Source organism: Streptomyces sp. NPDC044061 (assembly GCF_056434305.1).
The window spans coordinates 131,502-156,527 of record NZ_JBWKFL010000016.1 but is presented as its reverse complement, the minus strand read 5'-3'; the positions used below and the strand labels follow the sequence as shown (position 1 = coordinate 156,527).

The following is a 25,026-nucleotide window of genomic DNA, read 5'->3' as shown; positions in this document are numbered from 1 at the left end:
GTTCGTTGAACGTTCAACCGAGTACCGTCGCGGCTTCGGCACCGAAGCCGCACCCGTCCCCAAGGAGCACGTCATGGGCATCTTCGGCCGCAAGGAAAGCACCCCCGCCGCCACCCCGGCGCCGACCGCCGTCAACCCCGACCTGGCCGCGCTGACCGGCGACTACACCATCGACCCGGCGCACACCACGATCGGCTTCGTGGCCCGCCACGCGATGGTCACCAACGTCAAGGGCAGCTTCCAGGACTTCACCGGCACCCTGCACCTGGACGGCCAGGACCCCAGCCGCTCGACCGCCACCCTCGACGTCCGGATGGAGAGCATCGGCACCGGCAACGCCGACCGTGACGGTCACCTGAAGTCCTCGGACTTCTTCAAGACCGACGAGTTCCCGACGATGACCTTCCGCTCCACCAAGGCCGAGGCCCTGGGCGGCGACGACTACCGCATCACCGGCGACCTCTCCATCCTCGGCGTGACCAAGCCGCTCACCATCGACCTGGAGTTCAACGGCGCCGCCAAGGACCCGTTCGGCAACGAGCGCGTCGGTTTCGAGGGCAAGACCGAGATCCTGCGTTCCGAGTGGGGCCTGACCTGGAACGCGGCGCTGGAGACCGGCGGTGTCCTCGTCTCGGACAAGATCAAGCTGAACTTCGACATCTCGGCCATCAGGAACGCCTGAGCCCTGGCCGGTCCGGCCGGACTTCGGCCCGCCGCATCCGAGCGCACCCGCCCTCCACTCCCCCGCGGCAAAGGGAGGGCGGGCGCTCGGCGTTCCTGCGAGGATGCCTGCCATGACGCCGCCCTCGAAGCAGCACGAACAGACGGACTGGGTCCGCCTCACCTCGTACGAGAACCTGCCCGGCCGCCCTCACCCGGCCGCCGTCCTCTTCGCCTGACTGCGGGAACGCGGCATCGACTGGATGCCGTTCACGCAGGAGGAGCTTCGCATCGACCTGATGTGCCGGATCGGTGCCGACGGCCACTGGCACGGCACGCTCGGGCTGAACGTCGAAGCCTGGGCGCTGCGCCGACTCGGGCTCCATCCCGACCAGCCGGCCTCCGTCGTCGGCCCCTCCCCACCCGCCTGGTGGCATGCCGCCGGCGAGCGCTACGCCCGCCCGTACGGCCGTTGAACCGGCAGCGGGTACCAGGAAGGTGTCAGAAGCCTCCCCCGAAGTCCCCACCCCCGCCTCCGTCGCCGAAGCCCCCTCCGTCGCCGAAGCCTCCTCCGAAATCGCCAGGGTCGAAATCCGCGCCGGACATGTCGCCGCCCTCGTAGCCGCCGCTGCCGAAGTCCGCACCGCCGAAGTCGCCGTATCCGGTGCCGTAGTCGGACGCGTACGACGGCGTGGCCATCATGCTGCCCAGCAGGGTTCCGACGAGCAGACCGGGCAGGATGCCGCCGCCGAAGTAGCCGCCCGCCCAGGGGCCGTAGGCCGGGCCCGCGTCCCAGTAGGGGCGGCGGCCGTAGTCGGTGTCGACCTCCCGGATCACCGGGTCGCGGCCGTCGGCCAGGCGGGTGGCGTCCGCCGCGCAGACCGGGACCTCACGCGGGGCGCCGCCGGGCGGGGTCCAGGTGGCGTCGGTGACGGAGGGGCCGTGGCGGGGGTCGAAGAAGCAGGGCGGCCGGCGTTCCGGGAGGGGGCGGCGCTCACGGCGTGCGGCCAGCTGGGTGAGGGAGAAACGGCCGTCCTCCAGGGCCTGGGTGACCGCGCGGACGTCCTCCGGTCTGCGGGCCTCTGCCATGTACTGCTTGGCCTTCTCGTAGGCGTCCAGGGCCCGTTCGTAGTCCGCGCGCATGGCGTCGTCGGCGCCCGCCTCGGCCGGGTGGAAGTCCAGCCGGTCGAGCTCCTCGCCGAAGGCGGTGATGTCCTCGTCGACGACCACCCGCAGGCGGTCCAGGGCGGCCCGCTGCTCCTCGGCGTGGCGTCGGCGGTTGCGGCGGACCAGGGCGTACGCGCCCGCGCCGCCGGCCACCAGGACGGCGCCGACGGTGATCAGTGCCGTGCTCGACATTCCGCCGCCCGAGCCGGAGGAGCCCCAGGACGCGGGGGCGTGGCCACCCATGTTGACCAGGGCGCGGTCGGTGAAGTCGTCGAGCTGGGTCCTGGTGTCCTGGCCCTGGACGCTGCCGACGAGGTTGCGCACCGCGCTGCGCGGGAGCACCGAGGAGTCGGCGCGGGCGTCGAAGCGGTCGCCGAGACGGATGGCGTACAGGCCGGTGATGCCGGTGGCCGTGCGCAGGTCGGAGAAGAGGTTCTGTGTGGGGTAGCCGGCCGGCAGGACCGCGATGAACAGGGGTTTGTTCGCACCCTTGATCTTCTTGGCGAGCGCGTCGGCGTCGGCGGCGGGCAGCTGGGCGGAGGCCGCCGGATCGACGTAGACCGGGCTCTTGCGGAGGGCGTCGGCAATGGTGGAGACGCTGGTGGCCGCCGCCGCGCCGGGGGCCGGCGCGGTCACGAGCACGAGCGTCAGGAGGGCCAGCAGCAGTGCCGGGAGGCTTCGGGTCCGCAGGACGGCCTTCATCCTTCGAAGCTACCCGAAGCCTCCCGGATCCGGTGATGTGTGCGGGCCGGAGGGGTGGGCTCAAGCAGCCCGGTACGCCTCCGTCAGCTTCTGCACCGCCTTTCCGTAGTGGCCGGTCAGCAGGAGGTGGTCCGCGTCGGCGAAGGGCCCCGCCACCGCCTGGGTGATCCGCTGCCCCACCTCGTGCTGGACGATCAGCCGTGCCCTGGCGACCAGCTCCCGCCCGGTCCGGTCGGCGCCGGCCTTCTCGGCCGCCGTCGCCGCCAGGGCGAGCGCGCGCAGGGTCGCCGTGCCGCCCCGCGGGACCGGCGTGCGGGTGGTCAGGCCCCAGCCGTAGGGGAACTGGGGATCGTACGACGGGTCCCCCACGTTGATCGGCAGCTGCGACTCGGACCTCGGCCAGGTGACCGGCAGCTGTCCGGTGAAGGGCCGCCTGCCGTAGAGGACGTCCGCGACGCCCTCGCCCTCGGTGCCGGGCAGCCAAGAGGCCACGAGCGAGTCGATCCCGTCGAGCCGGTCGCCGATCAGCTGCGGGCGCCCGGAGACGATCAGCACGACGCACTTCATGGCCGCGCACACCTTGTCCACGGCCGCCTTGTCGGCGGCGGACAGCTGCAGGTCGTGGCCGTTGCCGACATCGCCGACGCCCTCGGCGTAGGGGGTCTCGCCGACGACGACCACACCGGCGTCGTAACCCCCGGTCGGCGCGGAGGCGTCCTTGGACCAGGTGACGTTCCCGCCCGCCTCGCGCATGCCCTGGAGGATGGTCGTACCGGGAGTGTTGTTCCCGGAGGAGCCCTGCCAGGTGACGGTCCAGCCGCCGGTCTGGTTGCCGATGTCGTCGGCGTTCGATCCGGCGACGTACACCTTCGCGCTCTTCTTCAGCGGCAGCAGCCCGCCGTCGTTCTTCAGCAGCACCTGCGACTCGGCGGCGGCCCGGCGGGCCACGGCGCGGTGGGCCGGGGAGCCGATCGCGGCGGCGCCGCCGGTGTCCGCGTAGGGGTGCTCGAACAGGCCGAGCCTGAACTTCTGGGTGAGAATCCGGGAGACCGCGTCGTCGATCCGCTTCTCGCCCACCCGGCCGGCCTTCACCTCGTCGACCAGCGTCGAGCCGAAGTCCTTGTAGGTGTACGGAACCATCATCATGTCGACACCCGCGCCGACCGCCGTGCGGACGTGGGACGCGTAGTCGCCGGGGAGCTGGTCGATGGCGTTCCAGTCGCTGATGACGAAGCCGTCGAAGCCCAGGCGGTCCTTGAGGACGCCGTTGATCATGTCGGCCCTGGCGTGCATCTTCACCGGGCCCCGCCCGTCGCCGAGCACGTCCAGGGAGGAGTACGACGGCATGACCGTGCCGATGCCCCGGTCGACGGCGGTCCGGAACGGCGCCAGGTGGATGGCCTCCAGCTGCTGCGGGGTGACCTTGGTGACGCCCTGGTCGATCTTGTAGGTGCCCGTGGTCGAGGAGCCGTACTCGGTGCCGCCGTCGCCGACGAAGTGCTTGGCGGTGGCGAGGACCTTGTCGTCGCGGCCGAGGTCCTTGCCGTTCGCGCGGCCCTGGAGGCCCTGGACGACCGTCTCCATCGACTGGACCAGCGCCGGGTCCTCGCCGAAGGACTCGTAGGAGCGGCCCCAGCGCTCGTCGCGGCTCACGCACAGGCAGGGCGCGAAGTCCCAGGGGATGCCGGTGGCCCGCACCTCGGCGGCCGTCACCGCGCCGGTGCGCTCGGCCAGCCGCGGGTCGCGGGTGGCGCCGATGCCGATGTTGTGCGGCATGATCGTGGCGCCGACCAGGTTGTTGTGGCCGTGCACGGCGTCGACGCCGTAGATCAGCGGGATCTGGAAGCGGGTGGCCCGGGCGCGCAGCTGGTAGCCGTCGATCATCTTCGCCCAGGCTTCAGGGGTGTTGGGGGTGGGCGTCGAGCCGCCGCCGGACAGGAGCGAGCCGAGGGCGTACGTCGCGATGTCGCCCCCGGTGCCCACGGCCCCGCGCTCGGCCTGGGTCATCTGGCCGGCCTTCTCCCCCAGCGACATGCGGCTCACGAGATCCGCGACCCGCTCGCGCACCGGCAACTTGGCGTTCAGGTAGGGCAGTCCGTGCGCGTCGATGACGACCTGCGGGGTCTCGGCGGGCGCCTTGGCGCCGCTCACGGTGAGCTCGAGCGGGATCGTCTCGGCGGACTCGGCCGTCTTGTCCCTGAGGGTGGGCACCTCGATGGTCCGCGTGGTGCCGGAGGCCGTACCGGCGGGGAAGGTGAGGGTGCCGGAGACGGGGGTGTAGTCCTTGCCGGGGTCCGCGGTGCCGTCGGCCGCGGTCGCGTAGGTGACGGTCACGGGATCGTCGACGGGCTGCGCGCCGGTGGTGGCGAGGGTGACCCCGACCCTGGCGGTGCCGCCCTCCTTGACGGGGTGGACGGCCGCGTCGGTGGTGACGGAGGCGTGCAGTGACTGGTCGGCCCTGCCGTACAGCTCGACGCCGTCCATGGCGAAACGGCCTTTGACGCCGACCGGGAGCGTGACCGCGTATCCCCACATCCCGGTGAGGCCGAGGACGTGGTCGATGCCGCCGACGGGCTGGTAGTCCGTGCGATAGGTGAAGTCGGTGAAGGGGATCTCGATCTGCTTCCAGCCGGTGAAGTCGTCGGTGAAGGAGGTCGTCCACAGTTCGGAGGCCTCGCCGTTCGCTCCGCCGTCCTTGATCTCGAAGGCGACCTTCTTGCCGTTGTCCTGGCCGTCCCACCAGAAGCGGATGCCCCGGTGGGCGGACCAGTCGTGGGCGGGCTCACCGGCCGCGAAGTCGTGGGTGAACCCGCCGTAGCCGCTGATGTCGTAGCTGCCGGTGAGGACCTTGGCGCCCTCGGGGGCGTCGGAACGCGCGGTCAGTTGCAGGGCGGGCGGGTCGTCGGCGTCGCTCCCCCAGGTGAAGATGCCCTCGGCGGGCTGGGAGGCGAAGGGGACCTCGCCCTCGAAGCGGTCGACGGGGACGGGGGCCGGGTCGTCGGCGGCCCTCGCGGTCGCCCACGGGAGCAGACCGGCGAGGAGTGCGGCGGAGACGAGCAGGGCGGTTCTTCGCATGGACCTTCCCTCGACTCTCATGGTTCACTCATGACTTAGCTCACGGCATGAGTTAACTGGGGGCCCACAGAACCGTCAAGACGCCACGTCAGGACGGTCCAGGGCACTGCTTCCCCCCACAGGGCACTGCTTCCCCCCACATCCGGCACGTTGGCTCTCCCCAGAAGGGCAACGCACCATGAGAAAACCCCTGCGCACGGCCCGGCTGCTGCTCGCCGGCCTGCTGACCACCGCCGGGCTCACGACCCTCGGCATGCCGTCCGCGCACGCGGCCGGTGAGCAGGTCACGGCCTGGCTCACCACAACCGACGACTCCGCCGGACGGCACGTCGTACGCGGACTGCAGGCGCAGACGCCGTTCGCCTTCCAGTCCGGGACCGGCGGCAGCGGCGAGAACATCACCGTGGACGAGAACACCCGCTACCAGACGTTCACCGGTGGCGGCGCGTCCTTCACGGACACCGCCGCCTGGCTGATGAACGGCAGCGGGGTGCTGTCGCAGAGCACGCGGGACGCGACCATGCGCAAGCTGTTCTCGCCGGCGGACGGGATCGGGCTGTCGTTCCTGCGCAACCCGATGGGCGCCTCGGACCTGGCGCGCTACGGATACACGTACGACGACGTGCCGGCGGGCCAGACCGATCCGTCGCTCTCGAAGTTCTCGATCGCGCACGACCTCGCGGACGTCGTCCCGCTGACGAAGCAGGCGCTGCAGCTGAACCCGTCCCTGACGGTGATGGCCTCGCCGTGGACGGCCCCGGCCTGGATGAAGGACAGCGGCTCCCTCAACGGCGGCTGGCTGAAGGCGGAGGACTACGGCGCGTACGCCTCCTACTTCGTGAAGTACCTCCAGGCGTACCGGGACCAGGGCGTGGACGTCTCCTACGTCACCGCGCAGAACGAGCCGACGTGCTGCTCCGGTTACCCGTCGATGAGCTGGAACGCGAGCGGGCTGGCCTACTTCACCAAGAGCGAGCTGCTGCCGAAGCTGCAGGGGGCGGGCCTGACGACGAAGGTGCTGGCGCACGACTGGAACTGGGACGTCTACGACTCGTACGCGGCCCAGACGGTGGACGACGCCGCGGTCCGCAACCACCCCAACTTCGGCGGGATCGCCTGGCACGGCTACGGCGGTGACGTCACCAGGCAGACGTCCGTGCACAACCAGTACCCGACGCTGGACGCGTTCGGCACCGAGCACTCCGGTGGCACCTGGATCGCCGACCAGCAGCGCGAGGACATGTCCAACATCATCGACTACACGCGCAACTGGGCGAAGTCGGTGACCAAGTGGTCGCTCGCGGTGGACCAGGGCATGGGCCCGCACAACGGCGGCTGCGGCACCTGCACCGGGCTGATCACCGTGCACAACGGGGACGGCGCGAGCGGGACGGTGGACTACACGGTCGAGTACTACGACATGGGGCACCTGACGAAGTTCGTCCGCCCGGGTGCCCAGCGGATCGCCTCCACGGCCTCGACGGCCGTGCCCAACGTGGCGTGGAGAAATCCGGACGGCAGCAAGGCGCTGATCGCGTACAACGACTCGTCCTCCGCGAGGTCGGTGACGATCGACTGGGGTTCGCAGCACGCCACTTACTCGCTCCCCGGCAGGACCTCGGCGACCTTCACCTGGTCCGGCACTCAGTCGGGCGGCGGCAGCCGGTCCGGATCCTTCGTGGGCCTGGCCGGCAAGTGCCTTGACGTGGCGGGAGGTTCGAGCGCGAACGGTACGGCGGTGCAGCTCTACGACTGCAACGGCAGCACGGCGCAGCAGTGGACGGTGCAGGGCGACGGGTCGGTCCGGGCACTCGGCAAGTGCCTGGACGTGGCATCGGGCTCGACGGCCGACGGGGCGAAGGTGCAGTTGTACGACTGCAACGGAACCGGTGCGCAGCAGTGGTCGTACAACGCCTCCACGGGTGATGTGGTGAACACGGCGGCCGACAAGTGCCTGGACGTCACGGACAACTCGTCGGCGAACGGGGCACGGGCCCAGATCTGGTCGTGCACCGGAGCCGCCAACCAGAAGTGGAAGCTGCAGTAGGCGGGCCGCGTCCCGCCCGCGGCTGAGCGGGGGCGGCCGCCGTGCTGCGGATCGGCTGCCCTCCGCACATGCTGGTGGTGCGGGGAGCCGCCGCCGACCGTCTGGACGGGAAGCCGACATGACCACACCACAGGATCTGTTCATCGTCAGTACGGACGTCCCCGGCGAGCGTCCGGTGGAGCAGGGCGACCTGTCGCTGGCTCTCGCGGGTGCCGAACTGATCGACCTCCTCGGCGCCCGCGCGCTCACCCTGGAGGACGATCGCATCGTGCCCGGGCCGCCGCTGACCCTGGGTGACCGGCTGCTGGACGAGGCGGGGGCGTCGCTCGCCCGGCAGGAGCCGTACGAGACGGTCGAGGACTGGCTGTGGCGCCGCGGTGAGGGACTGGCCGGGGCCTACCTCGACGTCCTCGACGCACAGGGGCAGCTCACGGGCGAGCGGCGGCACTGGCTGCCGCACCGGACGAAGACCGCCGCGGCCGTCGACACCACGGCGCGGCGCCACGCCACCGACCGGTGGGAATCCCACGAGCCGGTCCTGGCCGGCCTCGCGGCGGCCCTGGGCATCCCGGACGGCGAGCCGACCGCGGAGGGCCTCGGCGACGACGCGGTCGTCACCGTGCTGGCCGCCGTCAACCACGCGCTGACGGAGCTGGAGGGCGTACGGCAGCGGCGGCGCATCGAGAACGCCGCCTTCGACAACATCTGGCGCGCGCCCTGACCACGGGCGCCGGCCACGCGGTCATGTCCCCGGCGGGCCGGACCGCGCCCCCGGGCGGGGGCGCGGCGGCTCGTTCTCGCTACTCCGCCGGCTCCACGCCCGCGCGCAGCAGCCCGTAGGTGTACGCGTCCTCCAGGGCCTGCCAGGAGGCGGCGATGACGTTCTCCGCCACGCCGACCGTGGACCACTCGCCCGCGCCGTCGGAGGTGGAGATCAGCACCCGGGTGGTGGAGGAGGTGCCGTGCACGCCCTCCAGGATGCGGACCTTGTAGTCCACCAGGTCCAGCTTGGCGAGCTGCGGGTAGATCTTCTCCAGGGCCACGCGCAGCGCGCGGTCCAGGGCGTTGACCGGGCCGTTGCCCTCCGCGGTGGCGACGATCCGCTCGCTCTTCGCCCACAGCTTGACCGTGGCCTCGTTGGCGTGGGTGCCGTCGGGGCGGTCCTCGACGATGGCCCGCCAGGACTCGACGTCGAAGTACTTCATCGGCCTGCCCTCGACCTCGGCGCGCAGGAGCAGTTCGAAGGAGGCGTCGGCGGCCTCGTAGGTGTAGCCCTTGAGCTCGCGCTCCTTCACCCGCTCGACCACCCGGCCGACCAGCTCGCGGTCGCCGCCGAGGTCGATGCCGAGCTCCTTGCCCTTGAGCTCGACCGAGGCGCGGCCCGCCATGTCGGAGACCAGCATGCGCATGGTGTTGCCGACCAACTCGGGGTCGATGTGCTGGTAGAGGTCCGGGTCGACCTTGATCGCGGAGGCGTGCAGGCCGGCCTTGTGCGCGAAGGCCGACACGCCCACGTACGGCTGGTGGGTGGAGGGGGTGAGGTTCACCACCTCGGCGATGGCGTGGGAGATGCGGGTCATCTCGCGCAGGTGGCCGTCCGGCAGCACCTTCTTGCCGTACTTCAGCTCGAGGGCCGCGACGACCGGGAAGAGGTTGGCGTTGCCGACGCGCTCGCCGTAGCCGTTCGCCGTGCACTGCACGTGGGTGGCGCCCGCGTCCACCGCGGCGAGCGTGTTGGCGACCGCGCAGCCGGTGTCGTCCTGGGCGTGGATGCCGAGCCGGGCGCCGGTGTCGGCGAGGACCGTGGAGACGACCGCCTGGACCTGGGCGGGGAGCATGCCGCCGTTGGTGTCGCAGAGGATGACGACGTCCGCGCCGGCCTCCGAGGCCGTACGGACGACCGCCTTGGCGTACTCCGGGTCGGCGCGGTAGCCGTCGAAGAAGTGCTCGCAGTCCACGAACACCCGGCGGCCCTGTTCGCGCAGGTGGGACACGGTGTCCCGGACCATCTCCAGGTTCTCGTCCAGCGTGGTGCGCAGCGCCAGCTCCACGTGACGGTCGTGCGACTTGGCGACCAGCGTGATCACCGGGGCGCCCGACTCCAGGAGCGCCTTGACCTGCGGGTCGTCGGCGGCCTTGGCGCCGGCGCGACGGGTGGCGCCGAAGGCGACCAGCTGGGCGTGCTTGAAGTCGATCTCCGCTTGCGCGCGGGCGAAGAACTCGGTGTCCCGCGGGTTGGCGCCGGGCCAGCCGCCCTCGATGAAGCCCACGCCGAAGTCGTCCAGGTGCCGTGCGATGGCGAGCTTGTCCGCGACGGTGAGGTTGATGCCCTCGCGCTGCGCGCCGTCGCGCAGCGTGGTGTCGAAGACGTGGAACGAGTCGTCGAGCTCGCTGGTTGCCGTCTCGGTCATTGGTCTCAAGGCTCCTGATTGTGGATCTTCGGTCTTACCGGAATGACCGGCTCCACCGTCCCCCCAATATTCCCTCGCGCTCCGCCGCCGGCTGCGGATGGGCCGGAAACAGAAAAAACCCCTCGCGGGTGCGAGAGGTCTGCGCGCGGGTCGAGGACGACGGTGGCCACCCGCACCTGGTCGTACGAGGTGGTCACTGCGGACCGGCGCGCCTGCTGCCAATAATCATGGCGAACGAGAGCACGAAGGCAGTCTGGCACAGCACCGCCCCCGGTCCACCGACCGTCTCAGGATGCGGTCCTCAGGTGTCCGGAGTCAGGAGGGCCTGCGCGATGAACTCCCGAACGTGGGAGATCACTTGCGCCCGGTCGGTGCCGCGCAACCCGATGGCGACGTGGATGGAGAAGCCGTCGAGCAGCGCACGCAGCTTCGCGGCGAAGCGGTCGGCGTCGACCGGGCGGAACTCGCCGCGCGAGACTCCCTCGGCGATCAGGGCGACCAGGTCGCGGTGCCAGGCGCCCTCGATGGCGGCCTGCCGCTCGCGGGCGTCGGCGTCGGCGGCGGCGTTCTGCGAGCGGTTCCAGACCTCCAGCCACAGCGTCCAGTGCGGGTCGCGGTGGCCGTCGGGGACGTACAGGTCGACGTACCCGTCCAGGCGCTCGCGGGCGGATCCCGGCCGGGTCAGCAGCCGGCTGCGCTCGGCGCCCAGCCTGCCCTCGCTCCACTCCAGGGTCCGCAGCAGCAGTTCGTCCTTGGAGTGGAAGTAGTACAGCAGATGACCACTGCTCATCCCGACCTCGCGCCCGAGCGCGGCCATGGTGAGCTTCTCCAGACCGCGCTCGGCGATCATGCCCATGGCGGCGACGAGGACCTCCTCGCGCGGCGGCGCGTTCCTGCGCGGACGGGCCGCACCGGCCATCTGCTGCTCCTGTACGTGTCAGACCTTCGGCTGCTGCTGGGTGATGCAGTGGATGCCACCGCCACCGGAGAAGATCGTACGGGCGTCCACCAGGGTGACCGTCCGCTCCGGGAAGAGGCGGCGGAAGATGCCGGCGGCGATCTCGTCGCGCGGGTCGTCGAAGCCGCACAGGACGACCCCGCCGTTGCAGAGGTAGTGGTTGATGTAGGAGTAGTCGGCCCAGTGGCCGTCGGCCTCCAGGGCGGTCGGGGCGGGCACCTCGACCACCTCCAGGCGGCGGCCGCGCGCGTCGGTCGCCGACTTCAGGATGCCGATGACCTCCTTGGTGACCTCGTGGTCGGGGTGGGCCGGGTCCGGCTGGTGGTGGGCGACGACGACGCCGGGGCGCGCGAAGGCGGCGACGATGTCGACATGGCCGAGGGTGCCGAAGCCGTGGGGCGGGTAGTCGCCGGTCAGGCCGCGCGGCAGCCAGATCGCCTTGCTGGTGCCGAGGTGGGCGTGGATCTCGGCCTCGACCTGCTCGCGCGTCCAGTGCGGGTTGCGCTCGGGGCCCAGCTGGACCGTCTCCGTCAGCAGGACGGTGCCCTCGCCGTCGACGTGGATCGCGCCGCCCTCGTTGACCAGCTTCGAGGCGTACGTCTTCGCGCCCGCGAGGTCGGAGACATACGCGGCGATCTTGGAGTCGTGCTCCCAGCGGGCCCAGTCCTGGGCGCCCCAGCCGTTGAACGTCCAGTCCACGGCGGCCAGTTCGCCCTTGCCGTTGGTGAGGAAGGTGGGGCCGATGTCCCGCATCCAGGCGTCGTCCAGGTCGCGCTCGACGGTGTCGACACCCGGGCCGAGCAGCGTCTGGGCCTGCGCCGACTGGCCGGGGCCGCAGACGACCGTCACCGGCTCGAAGCGCAGGACGGCACGGGCGACCGACGCCCAGGCCATGCGGGAGAGGGCGAGGTCGTCCGGGTCGTCGAAGGTGGGGTTGGGGCCCGGCCACGCCATCCAGGTGCGCTCGTGCGGGGTCCACTCGGCGGGCATGCGGAAGCCGTCGGCGGCGGGGGTGGTCATGTCGCGGGTCCTTAGAGGAAGTAGAGGCGGTTGAGGGAGACGGAGTCGGCGGGCTCGGAGCGCAGCGGGTCGCCGTCGAGGGTGACCAGGCCGGTGCGCTGGTCGACGTCGACCGCTCCCACGCGGGCGTTCAGCCGCAGGTCGGCCGGGCCGATGCCCCGGGTGCCGCGCACGGCGACCCTGCGGCGGCGCGTGGGCATCGTGTCGTTGCCCTGGTCCACGGCTGCCTGGGCGACGAAGGCGACCGAGATGTCGGCGGGCGTGGTGCCGTGCGCGCCGAACTGCGGTCCGAGCACGAGGGGCTCGCAGGTGTCGGTGGCCGCGTTCGGGTCGCCGACCACGCCGTACGCCGGGAAGCCGGACTTGAGGACGAGCTGCGGCTTGGCTCCGAAGTACTCGGGGCGCCACAGCACGATGTCGGCGAGCTTGCCGGCCTCGATCGAGCCGACCTCGTGCGAAAGGCCGTGGGCGATGGCCGGGTTGATGGTCAGCTTGGCCATGTAGCGCAGGACGCGGGCGTTGTCGTCGCTCTCGCCGTCGCCCTCCATCGGGCCCAGCTCGGCCTTCATCTTGCCGGCCATGGCGAAGGTACGGCGGACCGTCTCCCCCGCGCGGCCCATGCCCTGCGCGTCGGAGGAGGTGATGCCGATCGCGCCCAGGTCGTGCAGCACGTCCTCGGCGCCCATCGTGCCTGCCCGGATCCGGTCGCGGGCCATGGCCGCGTCGCCGGGCAGGTCGGTCTTCAGGTCGTGGACGGAGACGATCATGCCGTAGTGCTCGGCGACCGCGTCCCGGCCGAAGGGCAGGGTGGGGTTGGTGGAGGACCCGATGACGTTCGGGACCCCGGCCATCTTGAGCACGTTGGGCACGTGTCCGCCGCCGCAGCCCTCGATGTGGAAGGCGTGGATCGTCCGCCCCTCGAGCACCCGCAGGGTGTCCTCGACCGACAGGCACTCGTTCAGGCCGTCGCTGTGCAGGGCGACCTGGACGTCGTGCTCCTCGGCTACGCGCAGTGCGGTGTCCAGGGCGCGGGTGTGGGCGCCCATGTCCTCGTGCACCTTGAAGCCGGAGGCGCCGCCCTCCGCCAGCGCCTCGACCAGGGGTGCCCCGTGGGACGACGAGCCCCGGCCCAGGAAGCCGATGTTGACCGGCCAGGCGTCGAAGGCGTTGAAGGCGTGTCGGAGCGCCCAGGGCGAGTTGACGCCGACGCCCCACACCGGGCCGAACTCCTGCCCGATGATCGTGGTCACGCCGGAGGCGAGGGAGGCCTCCATGATCCGCGGCGACAGCAGGTGCACGTGGGTGTCGACGGCACCGGCGGTGGCGATCAGCCCCTCGCCGGACACGATGGACGTACCGGTGCCGACGACGACGTCGACCCCGTCGAGGGTGTCCGGGTTGCCCGCCCGCCCGATGGCGCAGATCCGGCCTTCCCGGATGCCGATGGAGACCTTCCTGATCCCCTGCGCCGCGTCGATCACGACGACGTTGCTGATCACCACGTCACAGGTCTCGCGGACGGCGGCTGCCTTCAGGTGCAGCCCGTCGCGGGCGGTCTTGCCGAATCCGGCGAGGAATTCGTCGCCGTACCTCTGGGCGTCCGACTCGACCCGGATCACCAGCCCCGAGTCACCCAGCCGGACCCGGTCACCGGCCCGGGGACCGTGGGTGGCGGCGTAGGCGTGCGGGTCGACCCGCGTCGACCGGCTGACCTCGCGTCCCTTCGAGCGGCTCATCGCTCGCCTCCTTCCGGCGTGACTCCCAGATATCCGCAGGCGGCGGCCCTGCGCAGGGCCTCCGCCCGGGCCCCCGGCGCGTCCAGCGGCCCGTCGACCAGACCGGCGAAGCCGATCGCGATCCGCTCTCCGCCGATCGGCACCAGGCCGACCTCCTCGCTCTCCCCCGGCCCGAACCGCACCGAGGACCCGGCGGGTACGGCGAGCCGCATGCCGTAGGCCTTCTCCCGGACGAAGTCCAGCCGCGGGTTGGCCTCGAAGAAGTGGAAGTGGGAGGTGACGGAGACCGGCACGGTCGCGGTGTTGGTGACCGTGAGCCGGACGGCCGGCTCGGGCTCGGTGTGCTCGGGGCCGGGCAGCAGCGCGCCGGGACCCTCCGCGCCCGAGCCGGCGCCGATGGGGTCGGAGACCACCGCGAGCCGGGAGCCGTCGTCGAAGACGGCCTCGACCATCACCTCGGTGACGACGTCCGCGACACCCGGCAGCACGTCCTCGGGGCCGAGGACCGACCGGGCCGCCTCGACGGCCTGCGCGAGCCGTCTGCCGTCCCGCGCGGCCTCGCAGACGGTGTCCGCGATCAGCGCGGTGGCCTCCGGCACGTTCAGCCTGAGGCCGCGCGCCCGGCGGGCCCGGGCCAGCTCGGCGGCTCCGAACAGCAGCAGCCGGTCACGTTCCGTGGGGGTGAGTCTCACGACGCGGCACCTCCTTGCCTTCCACAGATTAGAGCATCACTCTAAACATGCTCTTCATGCAACAGAAGCATTGACCGAGACCCGCTGTTCACGTCACATTGAACGTCGCTCAAAGCATGAAGGCGGCCGTCGAAGGAGACCAGCCATGCCGATAGAACAGCGCGGTGTCGACACCATCCCGGACGAGGAGCGGACCAGCGGGCCACGGGACCTGATCTCGATCCTGCTCGGCTCCAACCTCTGCCTCGGAGTGATCATCTTCGGCTGGCTGCCGCCGTCCTTCGGGCTCGGCTGGTGGGCCTCGGTGAGCTCGATCGTGGCAGGCACCGTCGTCGGCACGCTGTTCACGGCCCCGCTCGCGCTGGTCTCCCTGCGCACCGCGACCAACCTGTCCACCTCCTCGGGCGCCCAGTTCGGCGTGCGGGGCCGGCTGGTCGGCTCGGTCGTGGGCCTGCTGCTGGCCCTCGGCTACACCGCCCTGACCGTGTGGATCGGCGGTGACGTGATGCTGAGCGTGCTCGGCCGACTGTTCGGGCTGCCCGCGGACGGGGTGTCGTACGCCGTCGTCTACGCGGTGCTCGCCGCGGCGACGGTCGCGGGCGCGGTCTACGGCTACCGGGTGCTGCTCGCCATGTCCCGGGTGCTGGCCGTCGGCATGACCGCCCTGCTGGCCCTCGGGATCCTCGCCTACGCGCCGCACTTCACCACCGCGCCGCTCCCGGACGCCGGCGGCTATCTGCTGGGTTCCTTCTGGCCGACCTGGTTCCTGGCGGCGGTGGCGGCGGGTCTGTCCGGCCCGATCGCCTTCATCACCCTGCTCGGCGACTACACCCGCTACATCTCCCCCGCCCGCCACTCCGGCCGGCGCGTGCTGCACGCCACCTGGCTGGGCCTGCTCCTGGGCCTGCTGGTGCCGCAGCTGTTCGGCACCTTCACGGCGTACGCGGCCCGCGCGGCCACCGACTACGCGGGCCCGCTCGTCTCCGCCTCCCCCACCTGGTACCTGGTCCCGCTGCTGCTGTCCGCCTCGGCGGGTTCGGTCGGCAACGCGGGCCTGATGCTGTACTCCATGGGCCTGGACCTGGACGCGATCCTGCCGCGCGCCTCCCGCGCCCGCGCCACCTACACGGTCGCCGTCGTGGCCACGGCCTGTGTCTTCGTCGGGCACTACGCCTGGAACGCGCAGTCCGCGATGACGTCCTTCGTGCTGCTGCTCACCGCCATCGGCACCCCGTGGGCGGTCATCACCCTCATCGGCTTCGCCCGCTGCCGCGGTGTGTACGACGCCGACGCCCTGCAGGTCTTCAACCGCCGCTCGCGGGGCGGGATCTACTGGTACCGGGCCGGCTGGAACCTCCGGGCCACCGTGTCCTGGGCGGCCGGCGCGGCGGTCGGCCTGCTGGCGGTGTCCCTGCCGTCGTACGAGGGCCCGCTGCTGACCCTGACCGGCGGGGTGGACTGCAGCTTCCTGCTGTCGGGCGCCGTCGGCGGTGTGGTGTACCTGCTGCTGACGCTCACCCCGGAACGCGCGAGGGCCGCCGCGGACACGGAGTCCGCGGCGGCCCTGAGCGTGCCCGCCGAGCGTTAGGACCGGTCTTCCGGATCCTGCCGGGGCTCGGGGCCGGCCTGATCCGGAAGAAGGGCACTAGCCGAGCCTGTGCATCCAGCCGTGCTCGTCCTTGGCGGTGCCGCGCTGGATGTCGAGGAGGGCCTGGCGCAGGCGCAGCGTGACCTCGCCGGGCTCTCCGCCGGACTGCTTCCATTCGGCGCTCGCGCGCTTGACCGTGCCGACCGGGGTGATCACGGCCGCGGTGCCGCAGGCGAAGACCTCGGTGAGCGTGCCGTTCTCGGAGTCGCGCTGCCACTGCTCGACGGAGACGCGGCCCTCCTCCGACTCGTAGCCGAGGTCACGGGCGACGGCCAGCAGGGAGTCACGGGTGACGCCCTCCAGGATGGAGCCGGTCAGCGTGGGCGTGACGATCCTGTCGCCGTACACGAAGTACAGGTTCATGCCGCCGAGCTCCTCGACCCACTGGTGCTCCACGGCGTCGAGGTAGCAGACCTGGTCGCAGCCCTTGGCGGCCGCCTCGGCCTGGGCGAGCAGGGAGGCGGCGTAGTTGCCGCCGGTCTTGGCGTCGCCCATGCCGCCGGGGACGGCGCGGACGCGGTCCTCGGAGACCCAGATGGAGACCGGCTTCACCCCGCCCGGGAAGTAGGCGCCGGCCGGGGAGGCGATGACGATGAACAGGTACTCGTTGGCCGGCTTGACGCCGAGGCCGACCTCCGTGGCGATCATGAACGGGCGCAGGTACAGGGACTCCTCGCCGCCGTGCGCGGGCACCCAGTCCTTGTCCTGCTGCACCAGCACGTCGCAGGCCTCGACGAACGTCTCGACCGGCAGCTCCGGCATGGCGAGGCGGCGGGCCGAGCGCTGGAAGCGCTTGGCGTTCTGGTCCGGGCGGAAGGTGGCGACCGAGCCGTCGGGCTGGCGGTAGGCCTTCAGGCCCTCGAAGATCTCCTGGGCGTAGTGCAGGACGTTGGTGGCCGGGTCGAGGGGGATCGGCGCGTACGGAACGAGCTGGCCGTCGTGCCAGCCACGGCCCTCGGTCCACTTGATCGTCACCATGTGGTCGGTGAAGTGGCGGCCGAATCCGGGGCTGGCCAGGATCGCCTCGCGCTCCGCGGCGGCGAGCGGATGGGCGGAGGGCTTGAGCTCGATCGTGGGCGTCGTCATGTGTTGTCCTTCACCGGTTGTGTAGTGACGGGCCGCGTCCACGCCCCGCGCGGCCGGTGGCCGGCCAGTGTTAGGACGTCCGAGCATTCCCCCGTGTCGCGGCTCCGCGTTCGATTATCGCCCGTGGGGCTGCGACGGAAGGAATCGGGGTGAAAGCGGCCCAGGGATGATGGTGGCACCCGGCGGCCGCATAGGAAAAGCCGCCGGGCGCGGATGCGACCCGGCGGCTTGGGCGTAACTCGGCCGGGTCAGCCGGCTACTCGCACGGCGAGGGCGTCGCCGATCTCCGAGGTGCTGCGGGCGGGCTTGCCGGCGCGCTCGGTGAGATCGGCGGCGACCGCCGCGTCGATGCGGTCGGCCTCGGTGTCGTAACCGAGGTGGCGCAGCAGCAGGCCGACGGACAGGACCGTGGCGGTGGGGTCGGCCTTGCCCTGGCCCGCGATGTCCGGGGCCGAGCCGTGCACCGGTTCGAACATGGACGGGAAGTCGCCGCTGGGGTTGATGTTGCCGGAGGCGGCCACGCCGATGCCGCCGGAGACGGCCGCGGCGAGGTCGGTGATGATGTCGCCGAAGAGGTTGTCGGTGACGATCACGTCGAACCGGGCCGGGTCGGTGACCAGGTAGATGGTCGCCGCGTCGACGTGGATGTAGTCGGTGGTGACCTCCGGGTACTCCTCGGCCACCTTGTTGAAGACGTTGGTCCACAGGTGACCGGCGAAGGTCAGCACGTTGTTCTTGTGGACCAGCGTGAGCTTCTTGCGCGGGCGGGCCTGGGCGCGCTCGAAGGCGTCGCGGACCACGCGCTCGACGCCGAAGGCCGTGTTGACGGAGACCTCGGTGGCGACCTCCTGCGGGGTGCCCTTGCGGATGGTGCCGCCGTTGCCCGTGTAGGGACCCTCGGTGCCCTCGCGGACGACGACGAAGTCGATCTCCGGCTGGCCGGCGAGCGGGGTGGCGACACCCGGGAGCAGCTTCGACGGGCGCAGGTTGACGTGGTGGTCGAAGGCGAAGCGGAGCTTGAGCAGGAAGCCGCGCTCCAGGACACCGGACGGCACGGACGGGTCGCCGATCGCGCCGAGCAGGATGACGTCGTGCCGCTTGAGCGCGTCGAGGTCGGCGTCGGTGAGGGTCTCACCCGTGGCGTGGTAGCGCTGGGCGCCGAAGTCGTACTCCTGGGTCTCCAGCTTCACATCCTGCGGCAGGACGGCGGAGAGGACCTTCAGACCCTCGGCCACGACCTCCTGGCCGATGCCGTCACCGGGGATCACTGCGAGATTGATGCTGCGAGACATGTCGGCACCCTACTCCTCGTCCCAGGGGATGACATGCCCTGTCCGCCATGCGGACACTCGGATGGCCCGCCGGCGTCATCCTGTCGGCTGGCGTTCACCCGTACGTGGCACAGGTGTTGGAGCCCCGTGGAACCTTCCCCTGCATGGACACCCCCGACGTCGGCATCCCGCGCCCGCTCGCGGAGCGGATGAGCATGGCCGAGCAGTACGAGTATCTGCGCACCCGGCTGGTCCGCCGCCGCACCCTGGTGTCGGCGGGCGTGGTGGCGGGCGGCCTGCTGACCGGCTGCTCGGCCGGCTCCGGCACGGTGGGGCACCCGGCCCCCACGGCCCCGCGGGTGTCCGGCGCGGTGGTCCGCCCCTTCGGCCGCCATCTGGCCTTCGGCACCGACCCGAGGACGCAGATGCGTGTCTCCTGGCAGGTGCCCTTCGCCGTCGGGCGGCCGTACCTGCGCGTCGGGCTGCGCCCGGACGACCTCGGTCACCGCGTCGCGGCCGAGACGCGCAACCTGCACACCCCCGGGGTGAGCGGGGTGCGGCCCGCGGTCGAGCAGTTCTACGTGCACGCGGCCCTGAACGGCCTCAGGCCGGGCACGACGTACTACTACGGCGTCGGTCACGACGGCTGGGACCCGGCCGCCCCGGCCCACCTGGCCGCCCTCGCGTCCTTCCGCACGGCGCCCGCGACCCCCGAGCGCTTCGTCTTCACGGCCTTCGGCGACCAGGGAGTGGGCCAGGCCGCGAACGCCAACGACCACCTCGTGCAGCGCCAGAACCCCGCCTTCCATCTGCACGCGGGCGACATCTGCTACGCGGACGTCAACGGTGCCGGGCAGACCTCGGACGGCTACGACCCCACGTTCTGGGACCTGTTCCTGAAGCAGAACGAGCCGGTCGCGAAGTCGGTGCCGTGGATGGTGACGACCGGCAACCACGACATGGAGGCCTGGTACTCGCCGGACGGCTACGGCGGTCAACTCGCCCGGTTCTCCCTGCCGGACAGCGGCTTCGACCCGCACGGGACGCCGGGCGCCTACGCGTTCGTCTACGGCAACACCGGCTTCGTGGCGCTGGACGCCAACGACGTGTCGTACGAGATCCAGGCCAACCACGGGCACAGCGGCGGCCGGCAGACCAAGTGGCTGGACGCGAAGCTGCGCGAGTTGCGCGCGACGCGGGGCGTGGACTTCGTGGTCGTCTTCTTCCACCACTGCGCGTACTCCACCTCGCAGCACGCCTCGGACGGCGGAGTGCGGACCGAGTGGCTGCCGCTGCTCGCCCGGCACCGGGTGGACCTGGTGATCAACGGGCACAACCACGTCTACGAGCGCACGGACGCCATCAGGGACGGGAAGGTGGGCCGGGCGGTGCCGATCGGCGGCTCGACCGACCCCGCGCGGGACGGGATCGTCTACGTCACGGCGGGTGGCGGCGGCCGGGACCTGTACGCGTTCCCCCAGGGCGTCAAGGACAGCTACGAGGGGCACGTCCGCCGGCACGACGCGGTGCGGACCTTCCACTGGACCCGGGACAAGGAGCGCGCGCCGGAGACGGCTCACTGGTCGCGGGTGCGGTACACCGGCTTCTCGCTCCTCTCGGTGGAGGCGCGGCCCGGTCCGGCCCCACGGCTCAAGGTGTCGGCGCTGGCCCAGGACGGGCGGCGGATCGACCACTTCGAGGTGCGGCGCGGAGGGTGAGGCCGCGCCGCACCCCACGGGGCTCCCCCGCTCGGGCGAAGCCGGGCGGGGGAGGGTGCGGCTCCCGGATCAGTGGCGGCTCAGTGGCCGGTCTCACCGCCGTTGTCGCGGCGGTCGAGGGCGCGCTGGAGGGCGGCGGCGGCGTTCTTGCGGTCGGACTCGCTCGTGCGGGTCACGTGGCGGACGCGGCGGCGGACGGTCGTCTCGGCCATGAGGATCGACTCCTTCGACACACGGGGGTGCGGAAAGACAGAGGGGTTACGAGACGCCGGAAGGGGCGGGGAGCACCGGCCGCAGGGGTTGCCTGCACGAAGCCCGGCTCACGACCGCCATTCGCTGGATCGAGCGAGACGTTCGGCTTCTACAAAAGTAAGGCAGTGGGCCGCACCTGTCTGCACAATTACTCGGACTTCCTACTATCTGAGACGGCGGGTCGGGTCACACCGCCGTGACCTGCGCTTTCGTCGTCCGGGGAGGGAGGGAGCGCAGTTCGCGGACAAGTGCCCGAACGGCGGTGGTCGAGGCCGGTTCGGGGGTGGTGACACAGCCGACGGAGCGGAACGGCCGGTCAGGCGATGTCGCCGTCCCGCCAGTCGAGCACCAGCTCGTGGTCCGGGTCGAGTCGCTGCCCGGCGAGGCCCGGCCACAGGTGGACGCCCCCTTCCTCCTCCGGCAGCCGGACGATCCCGTCCGGCGACAGGGCGTACACACGGCCGCCCCACCGCTGCCAGCCCCGTGCCGTGTACAGCGGGGCGCCGTCCTCGCTCGCGGAGAGCGCGCCCAGGTCGTAGGCCCGGTCGACGATCCGCTCGAGCGCCCCCATCACCCGTCCGCCGAGCCCCCTGCGGCGCACATCGGCCCGCACGGCGACGGCCTCCACGTAGCCCGTGCGCAGCCAGCGCCCCCGGTACCGTGCCCGCCGCATCACCACCGAGCCGTGCGCGGCGAGACCGGTGCCGTCGTGGACGAGGGCGTGCATGCCGCCGAGGCCGTGGTCCCAGTCCTGGTCGCCGAAGTCCCCGTCGAACGCCTCGTCCAGGAAGGCGCGGACGGCACGCAGGTCCACGGGGTCGAGGTCGGCGGTGTGGGCGGTGCGCAGCCGGAGGGTCATGGCGTCGGGTCCAGAGCGCCGGCCACCGCCTTCCGGAAGCCCTCGGGATCCTCCTCCCACGGCAGGTGCCCGGCGCCCGGCAGGATCACCCGGCGCGCCCGGGGCAGCGCCTCGGCGAGGGAGTCGACGGCGGTGCGCGGGCGGATGTCGCGGGCGCCGTCGATGATCAGCACCGGCACGTCGAGGGCCCGGCAGGCGGTGTACAGCGCGGGGGTGCCCCAGAGGCGCCGGCGTTCCTCGTCGAGTGCGGCATTGCACTCGGAGTTGATCCGGAACCACGGGTCGGCCATTCGCCCGGCGGGCGCCAGGGCCCCTTCCCGGTCCTCGAACTCGACGGACCACTGCAGAACGGCCCGCTCCCGCTCGGCGTCCCCGGCGCGGTCGGTCAACTCGCGCCAGCGCACCAGGCGTTCGGGGTGGTCGGCGAGGCGGGCGAGGAAGTTCTTCTTGAAGGCGGGGTGCCAGTCGGCGTCCGGGCCGATGCCCGTGCCGGAGACGTACACCAGCACGCTCACCCGGTCGGGGTGGGCGAGGGCGTAGCTCAGCGCCAGCTGGCCGCCCCAGGAGTGGCCGAGCAGCGCCATCCGCTCCAGCTCGAAGTGCCGTCGTACGGCGTCCAGATCGGCCACGAAGCGCTCGGTCGTCCACGGCCCGTCGCAGCGCTCCGAGCGGCCGCAGCCGCGCTGGTCCCAGCGGATCACCGGGGTGACGCCCGCGAGCAGCCCGGCCACGTCGCCGAACATGTCCCACAGGCCGGGTCCGCCGTGGCACAGCACCAGCGGGTCACCGGCGCCGCCCGAACGCCGCGCCCACAGCCGAACTCCGTCGTCCGTCGTCATCGTCATGGGATCAGTGTGGCGGGTGGCGAGTGTGGCGGGTGCCGAGTTGGGGACGGGCCGGGAAGCCTGCTCGGATGTCAGGCTTCCCGGCCCGTCGCTCGGGGGGGGCTGGGGATCAGCCCATGTGCGGGTAGGTGTAGTCGGTCGGCGGGACCAGGGTCTCCTTGATGGCCCGGGTCAGGGTCCAGCGCAGCAGGTTCTGCGGGGCGCCGGCCTTGTCGTTGGTGCCGGAGGAGCGGCCGCCGCCGAAGGGCTGCTGGCCGACGACGGCGCCGGTCGACTTGTCGTTGATGTAGAAGTTGCCGGCCGCGAAGCGGAGCTTCTCCATCGTGTACGCGGCCGCCGCACGGTCGTTGGAGATGACCGAACCGGTGAGCGCGTAGTCCGACACCGACTCCATCTGGGTCAGCATCTCGTCGTACTCGTCGTCCTCGTAGACGCGCACGGCGAGGAACGGGCCGAAGTACTCGGTGGTGAAGACCTCGTTCTCCGGGTCGCTGCACTCGACGACGGTCGGGCGGACGAAGTAGCCGACCGAGTCGTCGTAGGTGCCGCCCGCGACGATCGTGCAGCTCGGGTCCTGCTTGGCGCGGTCGATCGCGGCCTTGTTCTTGGCGAACGAACGGTCGTCGATCACGGCGCCGATGAAGTTCGACAGGTCGGTGACGTCACCCATGGTGAGGTAGTCGACCTCGGCCGCGAACTCCTCCTTGAAGCCCGAGTTCCAGATGGAGGCCGGGATGTAGGCGCGGGAGGTGGCGCTGCACTTCTGGCCCTGGTACTCGAAGGCACCCCGGGTCAGGGCGGTCTTCAGCACGGCGCGGTCGGCGCTCGGGTGGGCGACGAGGAAGTCCTTGCCGCCGGTCTCGCCGACCAGACGCGGGTAGGAGCGGTACTTCTCGATGTTGTTGCCGACCGTCTTCCACAGGTACTGGAAGGTCTTGGTCGAGCCGGTGAAGTGGATGCCCGCGAGGTCACGGTGCTCCAGGGCGACCTTGGAGACCTCGATGCCGTCACCGGTGACGAGGTTGATGACGCCCTTGGGCAGACCCGCCTCCTCCAGCAGCTGCATCAGGAGCACGGCCGCGTGGGTCTGCGTCGGGGACGGCTTCCAGACCACGACGTTGCCCATCAGCGCCGGGGCGGTGGGCAGGTTCGCCGCGATGGCGCTGAAGTTGAACGGCGTGATCGCGTAGACGAAGCCCTCGAGCGGGCGGTGGTCCATGCGGTTCCACACGCCCGGGGAGTTCGCCGGGGGCTGCTCGGCCAGGATCTGGCGGGCGTAGTGGACGTTGAACCGCCAGAAGTCGACCAGCTCGCAGGGGCTGTCGATCTCGGCCTGCTGGGCGGTCTTGGACTGGCCCAGCATGGTGGAGGCGGCGATGGTCTCGCGCCACGGGCCGGCCAGCAGCTCGGCGGCGCGCAGGATGATCGCGGCGCGGTCGTCGAAGGACATCGCTCGCCAGGCCGGCGCGGCGGCCAGGGCGGCGTCGACGGCGTCCTGGGCGTCCTGCCGGTCGGCGTGGCGCAGGGTGCCGATGACGGCCTTGTGGTTGTGCGGCTGGACCACCTGGAACGGCTCGCCGCCGCCCATCCGCTTCTCCCCACCGATGGTCATCGGCAGGTCGATCGGGTTCTCGGCCAGCTCCTTGAGCTTGGCCTCCAGCCGGGAGCGCTCGGCCGAGCCGGGGGCGTAGCCGTGCACCGGCTCGTTGACGGGGGTGGGGACCTGGGTCACAGCGTCCATGAGATCCTTGACTCCTTGTACGTGAGCGGGTGTTCGGGCTCAGCCCTTGCTGACCATCGACCGGAGGAAGAAGCGCAGGTTCGCCGGCTTCTCCGCGAGGCGGCGCATGAAGTAGCCGTACCAGTCGGTGCCGTAGGCGGTGTAGACGCGCATGCGGTGGCCCTCGGCGGCCAGTCGCAGGTGCTCGTCGCCGCGGATGCCGTAGAGCATCTGGAACTCGTACTCGTCCAGTTTGCGCCCGGCCTGGTGGGCCAGCTCCTGGGCGATCGAGATCAGGCGCGGGTCGTGGGACCCGACCATCGGGTAGCCCTCGCCCTCCATCAGCGTCTTCAGGATGCGCACGTAGGCCTTGTCGATCTCGTGCTTCTGCTGGTAGGCGACCTCGGCGGGCTCCTTGTAGGCGCCCTTGACGAGACGCACCCGGCTGCCGGACTCCGCGAGGCGACGGGCGTCGGCCTCGGTGCGGAAGAGGTAGGCCTGGATGACGCAACCGGTCTGCGGGAAGTCCCTCCGCAGCTCCTCGTGGATGGCGAACATCGAGTCCAGGGTGGTGTGGTCCTCGGCGTCGAGCGTGACGGTCGTGCCGATCGCGGCGGCGGCCTCGACGACCGGGCGGACGTTGGCGAGCGCCAGCTCGTGGCCGCCGGGGAGGGCCTGGCCGAACATCGACAGCTTGACGGACATCTCGACCCTCGGGCCGAGGTCCAGGTCCTTGAGCCGGCCGACCAGCTGCAGGTAGGCGTCCCGGGCGGCGCCGGCCTGCTCGGGGGTGGTGATGTCCTCGCCGACGACGTCCATCGTCAGCTCCAGGCCCTTGTCCGTCAGGTCCCGGACGATCGGGACGATGTCGGCCACGGTCTCACCGGGGATGAAGCGGTCGACGACCTGCTTGGTCACCGGGGCCGCCGAGATCAGGCGTCGCATCCGGTCGCTGCGCGACGCGGCGAGAATCACGGGACCCAGCACGGGGCACCTCCACAGACAAGCACCGAAACGGCCGCCACCCGACCATTCGGGTACGGCACGGAGAACCACCGTGAAACCTAAGGATCTCTCCGATCGTCGGCCATCGACAGACGTCACGCATCCGTGCACCGGATCTCAGACAGTTGTATGAAGGGTGCCGGAAATTGCGGGA

The 25,026-nt window shown here is 71.4% G+C and carries 20 protein-coding genes and 1 pseudogene; 6 read left to right on the top strand and 15 right to left on the bottom strand.

Going from position 1 to position 25,026, the window contains the following annotated elements:
* Positions 1–73: 73 nt before the first annotated feature.
* Entirely contained in the window at positions 74–682 is a 609-nt protein-coding gene (locus AC07CM_RS26380) for a YceI family protein (RefSeq protein WP_478878917.1), read from the top strand.
* A 241-nt stretch (positions 683–923) separates the two neighbouring features.
* Positions 924–1,136, top strand: coding sequence for a hypothetical protein (locus tag AC07CM_RS26375; RefSeq protein WP_478878916.1), 213 nt, complete (start codon positions 924–926; stop codon positions 1,134–1,136).
* Positions 1,137–1,161: 25 nt separating this feature from the next.
* Here the strand turns inward: AC07CM_RS26375 and AC07CM_RS26370 are convergent, their stop codons facing one another.
* Both AC07CM_RS26370 and AC07CM_RS26365 read right to left on the bottom strand, forming a co-directional pair.
* The gene (locus AC07CM_RS26370) at positions 1,162–2,529 is read right to left on the bottom strand and encodes a hypothetical protein (RefSeq protein WP_478878915.1); all 1,368 of its coding nucleotides are present in this window, start codon (positions 2,527–2,529) and stop codon (positions 1,162–1,164) included.
* A 60-nt stretch (positions 2,530–2,589) separates the two neighbouring features.
* Complete coding sequence (locus AC07CM_RS26365; protein WP_478878914.1) at positions 2,590–5,604, bottom strand: glycoside hydrolase family 3 protein; 3,015 nt, start codon at positions 5,602–5,604, stop codon at positions 2,590–2,592.
* A gap of 178 nt (positions 5,605–5,782) precedes the next feature.
* On the opposite strand from AC07CM_RS26365, the gene AC07CM_RS26360 reads away from it, so the two are divergent.
* Both AC07CM_RS26360 and AC07CM_RS26355 read left to right on the top strand, forming a co-directional pair.
* A complete protein-coding gene (locus AC07CM_RS26360) occupies positions 5,783–7,651 on the top strand; it encodes a ricin-type beta-trefoil lectin domain protein (RefSeq protein WP_478878913.1) in 1,869 nt (622 codons plus the stop codon).
* A 118-nt stretch (positions 7,652–7,769) separates the two neighbouring features.
* Complete coding sequence (locus AC07CM_RS26355; RefSeq protein ID WP_478878912.1) at positions 7,770–8,372, top strand: GOLPH3/VPS74 family protein; 603 nt, start codon at positions 7,770–7,772, stop codon at positions 8,370–8,372.
* A 79-nt stretch (positions 8,373–8,451) separates the two neighbouring features.
* On the opposite strand, the gene cimA is transcribed toward AC07CM_RS26355, so the two are convergent.
* The 5 genes from cimA to ureA all read right to left on the bottom strand — a co-directional run bounded on the left by cimA (position 8,452) and on the right by ureA (position 14,468).
* A complete protein-coding gene (cimA, locus tag AC07CM_RS26350) occupies positions 8,452–10,062 on the bottom strand; it encodes a citramalate synthase (protein ID WP_478878911.1) in 1,611 nt (536 codons plus the stop codon).
* A 301-nt stretch (positions 10,063–10,363) separates the two neighbouring features.
* Positions 10,364–10,981, bottom strand: coding sequence for a TetR/AcrR family transcriptional regulator (locus AC07CM_RS26345; protein ID WP_478878910.1), 618 nt, complete (start codon positions 10,979–10,981; stop codon positions 10,364–10,366).
* Positions 10,982–10,999: 18 nt separating this feature from the next.
* Positions 11,000–12,040 (bottom strand): agmatine deiminase family protein, encoded by a 1,041-nt coding sequence (locus AC07CM_RS26340; protein WP_478878909.1) that lies wholly within the window; start codon positions 12,038–12,040, stop codon positions 11,000–11,002.
* An 11-nt stretch (positions 12,041–12,051) separates the two neighbouring features.
* The gene (locus tag AC07CM_RS26335) at positions 12,052–13,776 is read right to left on the bottom strand and encodes an urease subunit alpha (protein ID WP_478878908.1); all 1,725 of its coding nucleotides are present in this window, start codon (positions 13,774–13,776) and stop codon (positions 12,052–12,054) included.
* Positions 13,773–14,468 (bottom strand): urease subunit gamma, encoded by a 696-nt coding sequence (gene ureA, locus AC07CM_RS26330; protein ID WP_478878907.1) that lies wholly within the window; start codon positions 14,466–14,468, stop codon positions 13,773–13,775. Before ureA ends, AC07CM_RS26335 begins: the two co-directional genes overlap by 4 nt.
* Positions 14,469–14,613: 145 nt before the next feature.
* On the opposite strand from ureA, the gene AC07CM_RS26325 reads away from it, so the two are divergent.
* Positions 14,614–16,056: a cytosine permease gene (locus AC07CM_RS26325; protein WP_478878906.1), complete on the top strand. Its 1,443-nt coding sequence runs from the start codon at positions 14,614–14,616 to the stop codon at positions 16,054–16,056.
* 57 nt (positions 16,057–16,113) lie between these two features.
* Here the strand turns inward: AC07CM_RS26325 and AC07CM_RS26320 are convergent, their stop codons facing one another.
* On the bottom strand, positions 16,114–17,202 hold the full coding sequence (locus AC07CM_RS26320) for a branched-chain amino acid aminotransferase (protein ID WP_478878905.1): 1,089 nt from the start codon (positions 17,200–17,202) through the stop codon (positions 16,114–16,116).
* A 248-nt stretch (positions 17,203–17,450) separates the two neighbouring features.
* The gene (locus AC07CM_RS26315; RefSeq protein WP_478878904.1) at positions 17,451–18,494 is read right to left on the bottom strand and encodes a 3-isopropylmalate dehydrogenase; all 1,044 of its coding nucleotides are present in this window, start codon (positions 18,492–18,494) and stop codon (positions 17,451–17,453) included.
* Positions 18,495–18,637: 143 nt separating this feature from the next.
* Between AC07CM_RS26315 and AC07CM_RS26310 the strand changes: the two genes are divergently transcribed.
* Complete coding sequence (locus AC07CM_RS26310) at positions 18,638–20,191, top strand: purple acid phosphatase family protein (protein ID WP_478878903.1); 1,554 nt, start codon at positions 18,638–18,640, stop codon at positions 20,189–20,191.
* An 80-nt stretch (positions 20,192–20,271) separates the two neighbouring features.
* Here AC07CM_RS26310 and AC07CM_RS26305 read toward each other — a convergent pair whose 3' ends face one another.
* From AC07CM_RS26305 to AC07CM_RS26280, 6 genes and pseudogenes are all read right to left on the bottom strand, one after another.
* On the bottom strand, positions 20,272–20,403 hold the full coding sequence (locus AC07CM_RS26305; RefSeq protein ID WP_153545374.1) for a hypothetical protein: 132 nt from the start codon (positions 20,401–20,403) through the stop codon (positions 20,272–20,274).
* Positions 20,404–20,629: 226 nt separating this feature from the next.
* A pseudogene (locus AC07CM_RS26300) lies at positions 20,630–20,776 on the bottom strand (LysR family transcriptional regulator); the annotation flags it as partial.
* The gene (locus AC07CM_RS26295) at positions 20,760–21,302 is read right to left on the bottom strand and encodes a GNAT family N-acetyltransferase (protein ID WP_478878902.1); all 543 of its coding nucleotides are present in this window, start codon (positions 21,300–21,302) and stop codon (positions 20,760–20,762) included. The pseudogene AC07CM_RS26300 and the gene AC07CM_RS26295, both read right to left, overlap by 17 nt.
* Positions 21,299–22,147, bottom strand: coding sequence for an alpha/beta fold hydrolase (locus AC07CM_RS26290; RefSeq protein WP_478878901.1), 849 nt, complete (start codon positions 22,145–22,147; stop codon positions 21,299–21,301). The genes AC07CM_RS26295 and AC07CM_RS26290 overlap by 4 nt, the downstream gene beginning before the upstream one ends.
* 109 nt (positions 22,148–22,256) lie before the next feature.
* Positions 22,257–23,888, bottom strand: coding sequence for an L-glutamate gamma-semialdehyde dehydrogenase (gene pruA / locus AC07CM_RS26285; RefSeq protein WP_478878900.1), 1,632 nt, complete (start codon positions 23,886–23,888; stop codon positions 22,257–22,259).
* 39 nt (positions 23,889–23,927) lie between these two features.
* Positions 23,928–24,854 (bottom strand): proline dehydrogenase family protein, encoded by a 927-nt coding sequence (locus AC07CM_RS26280; RefSeq protein ID WP_478878899.1) that lies wholly within the window; start codon positions 24,852–24,854, stop codon positions 23,928–23,930.
* Positions 24,855–25,026 lie beyond the last annotated feature (172 nt).

Coding starts and splice junctions, on each gene's coding strand:
- AC07CM_RS26380 (WP_478878917.1), top strand. CDS start 74: ATGGGCATCTTCGGCCGCAAGGAAAGCACCCCCGCCGCCACCCCGGCG.
- AC07CM_RS26375 (WP_478878916.1), top strand. CDS start 924: ATGCCGTTCACGCAGGAGGAGCTTCGCATCGACCTGATGTGCCGGATC.
- AC07CM_RS26370 (WP_478878915.1), bottom strand. CDS start 2,529: ATGAAGGCCGTCCTGCGGACCCGAAGCCTCCCGGCACTGCTGCTGGCC.
- AC07CM_RS26365 (WP_478878914.1), bottom strand. CDS start 5,604: ATGCGAAGAACCGCCCTGCTCGTCTCCGCCGCACTCCTCGCCGGTCTG.
- AC07CM_RS26360 (WP_478878913.1), top strand. CDS start 5,783: ATGAGAAAACCCCTGCGCACGGCCCGGCTGCTGCTCGCCGGCCTGCTG.
- AC07CM_RS26355 (WP_478878912.1), top strand. CDS start 7,770: ATGACCACACCACAGGATCTGTTCATCGTCAGTACGGACGTCCCCGGC.
- cimA (WP_478878911.1), bottom strand. CDS start 10,062: ATGACCGAGACGGCAACCAGCGAGCTCGACGACTCGTTCCACGTCTTC.
- AC07CM_RS26345 (WP_478878910.1), bottom strand. CDS start 10,981: ATGGCCGGTGCGGCCCGTCCGCGCAGGAACGCGCCGCCGCGCGAGGAG.
- AC07CM_RS26340 (WP_478878909.1), bottom strand. CDS start 12,040: ATGACCACCCCCGCCGCCGACGGCTTCCGCATGCCCGCCGAGTGGACC.
- AC07CM_RS26335 (WP_478878908.1), bottom strand. CDS start 13,776: ATGAGCCGCTCGAAGGGACGCGAGGTCAGCCGGTCGACGCGGGTCGAC.
- AC07CM_RS26325 (WP_478878906.1), top strand. CDS start 14,614: ATGCCGATAGAACAGCGCGGTGTCGACACCATCCCGGACGAGGAGCGG.
- AC07CM_RS26320 (WP_478878905.1), bottom strand. CDS start 17,202: ATGACGACGCCCACGATCGAGCTCAAGCCCTCCGCCCATCCGCTCGCC.
- AC07CM_RS26315 (WP_478878904.1), bottom strand. CDS start 18,494: ATGTCTCGCAGCATCAATCTCGCAGTGATCCCCGGTGACGGCATCGGC.
- AC07CM_RS26310 (WP_478878903.1), top strand. CDS start 18,638: ATGGACACCCCCGACGTCGGCATCCCGCGCCCGCTCGCGGAGCGGATG.
- AC07CM_RS26305 (WP_153545374.1), bottom strand. CDS start 20,403: ATGGCCGAGACGACCGTCCGCCGCCGCGTCCGCCACGTGACCCGCACG.
- AC07CM_RS26295 (WP_478878902.1), bottom strand. CDS start 21,302: ATGACCCTCCGGCTGCGCACCGCCCACACCGCCGACCTCGACCCCGTG.
- AC07CM_RS26290 (WP_478878901.1), bottom strand. CDS start 22,147: ATGACGATGACGACGGACGACGGAGTTCGGCTGTGGGCGCGGCGTTCG.
- pruA (WP_478878900.1), bottom strand. CDS start 23,888: ATGGACGCTGTGACCCAGGTCCCCACCCCCGTCAACGAGCCGGTGCAC.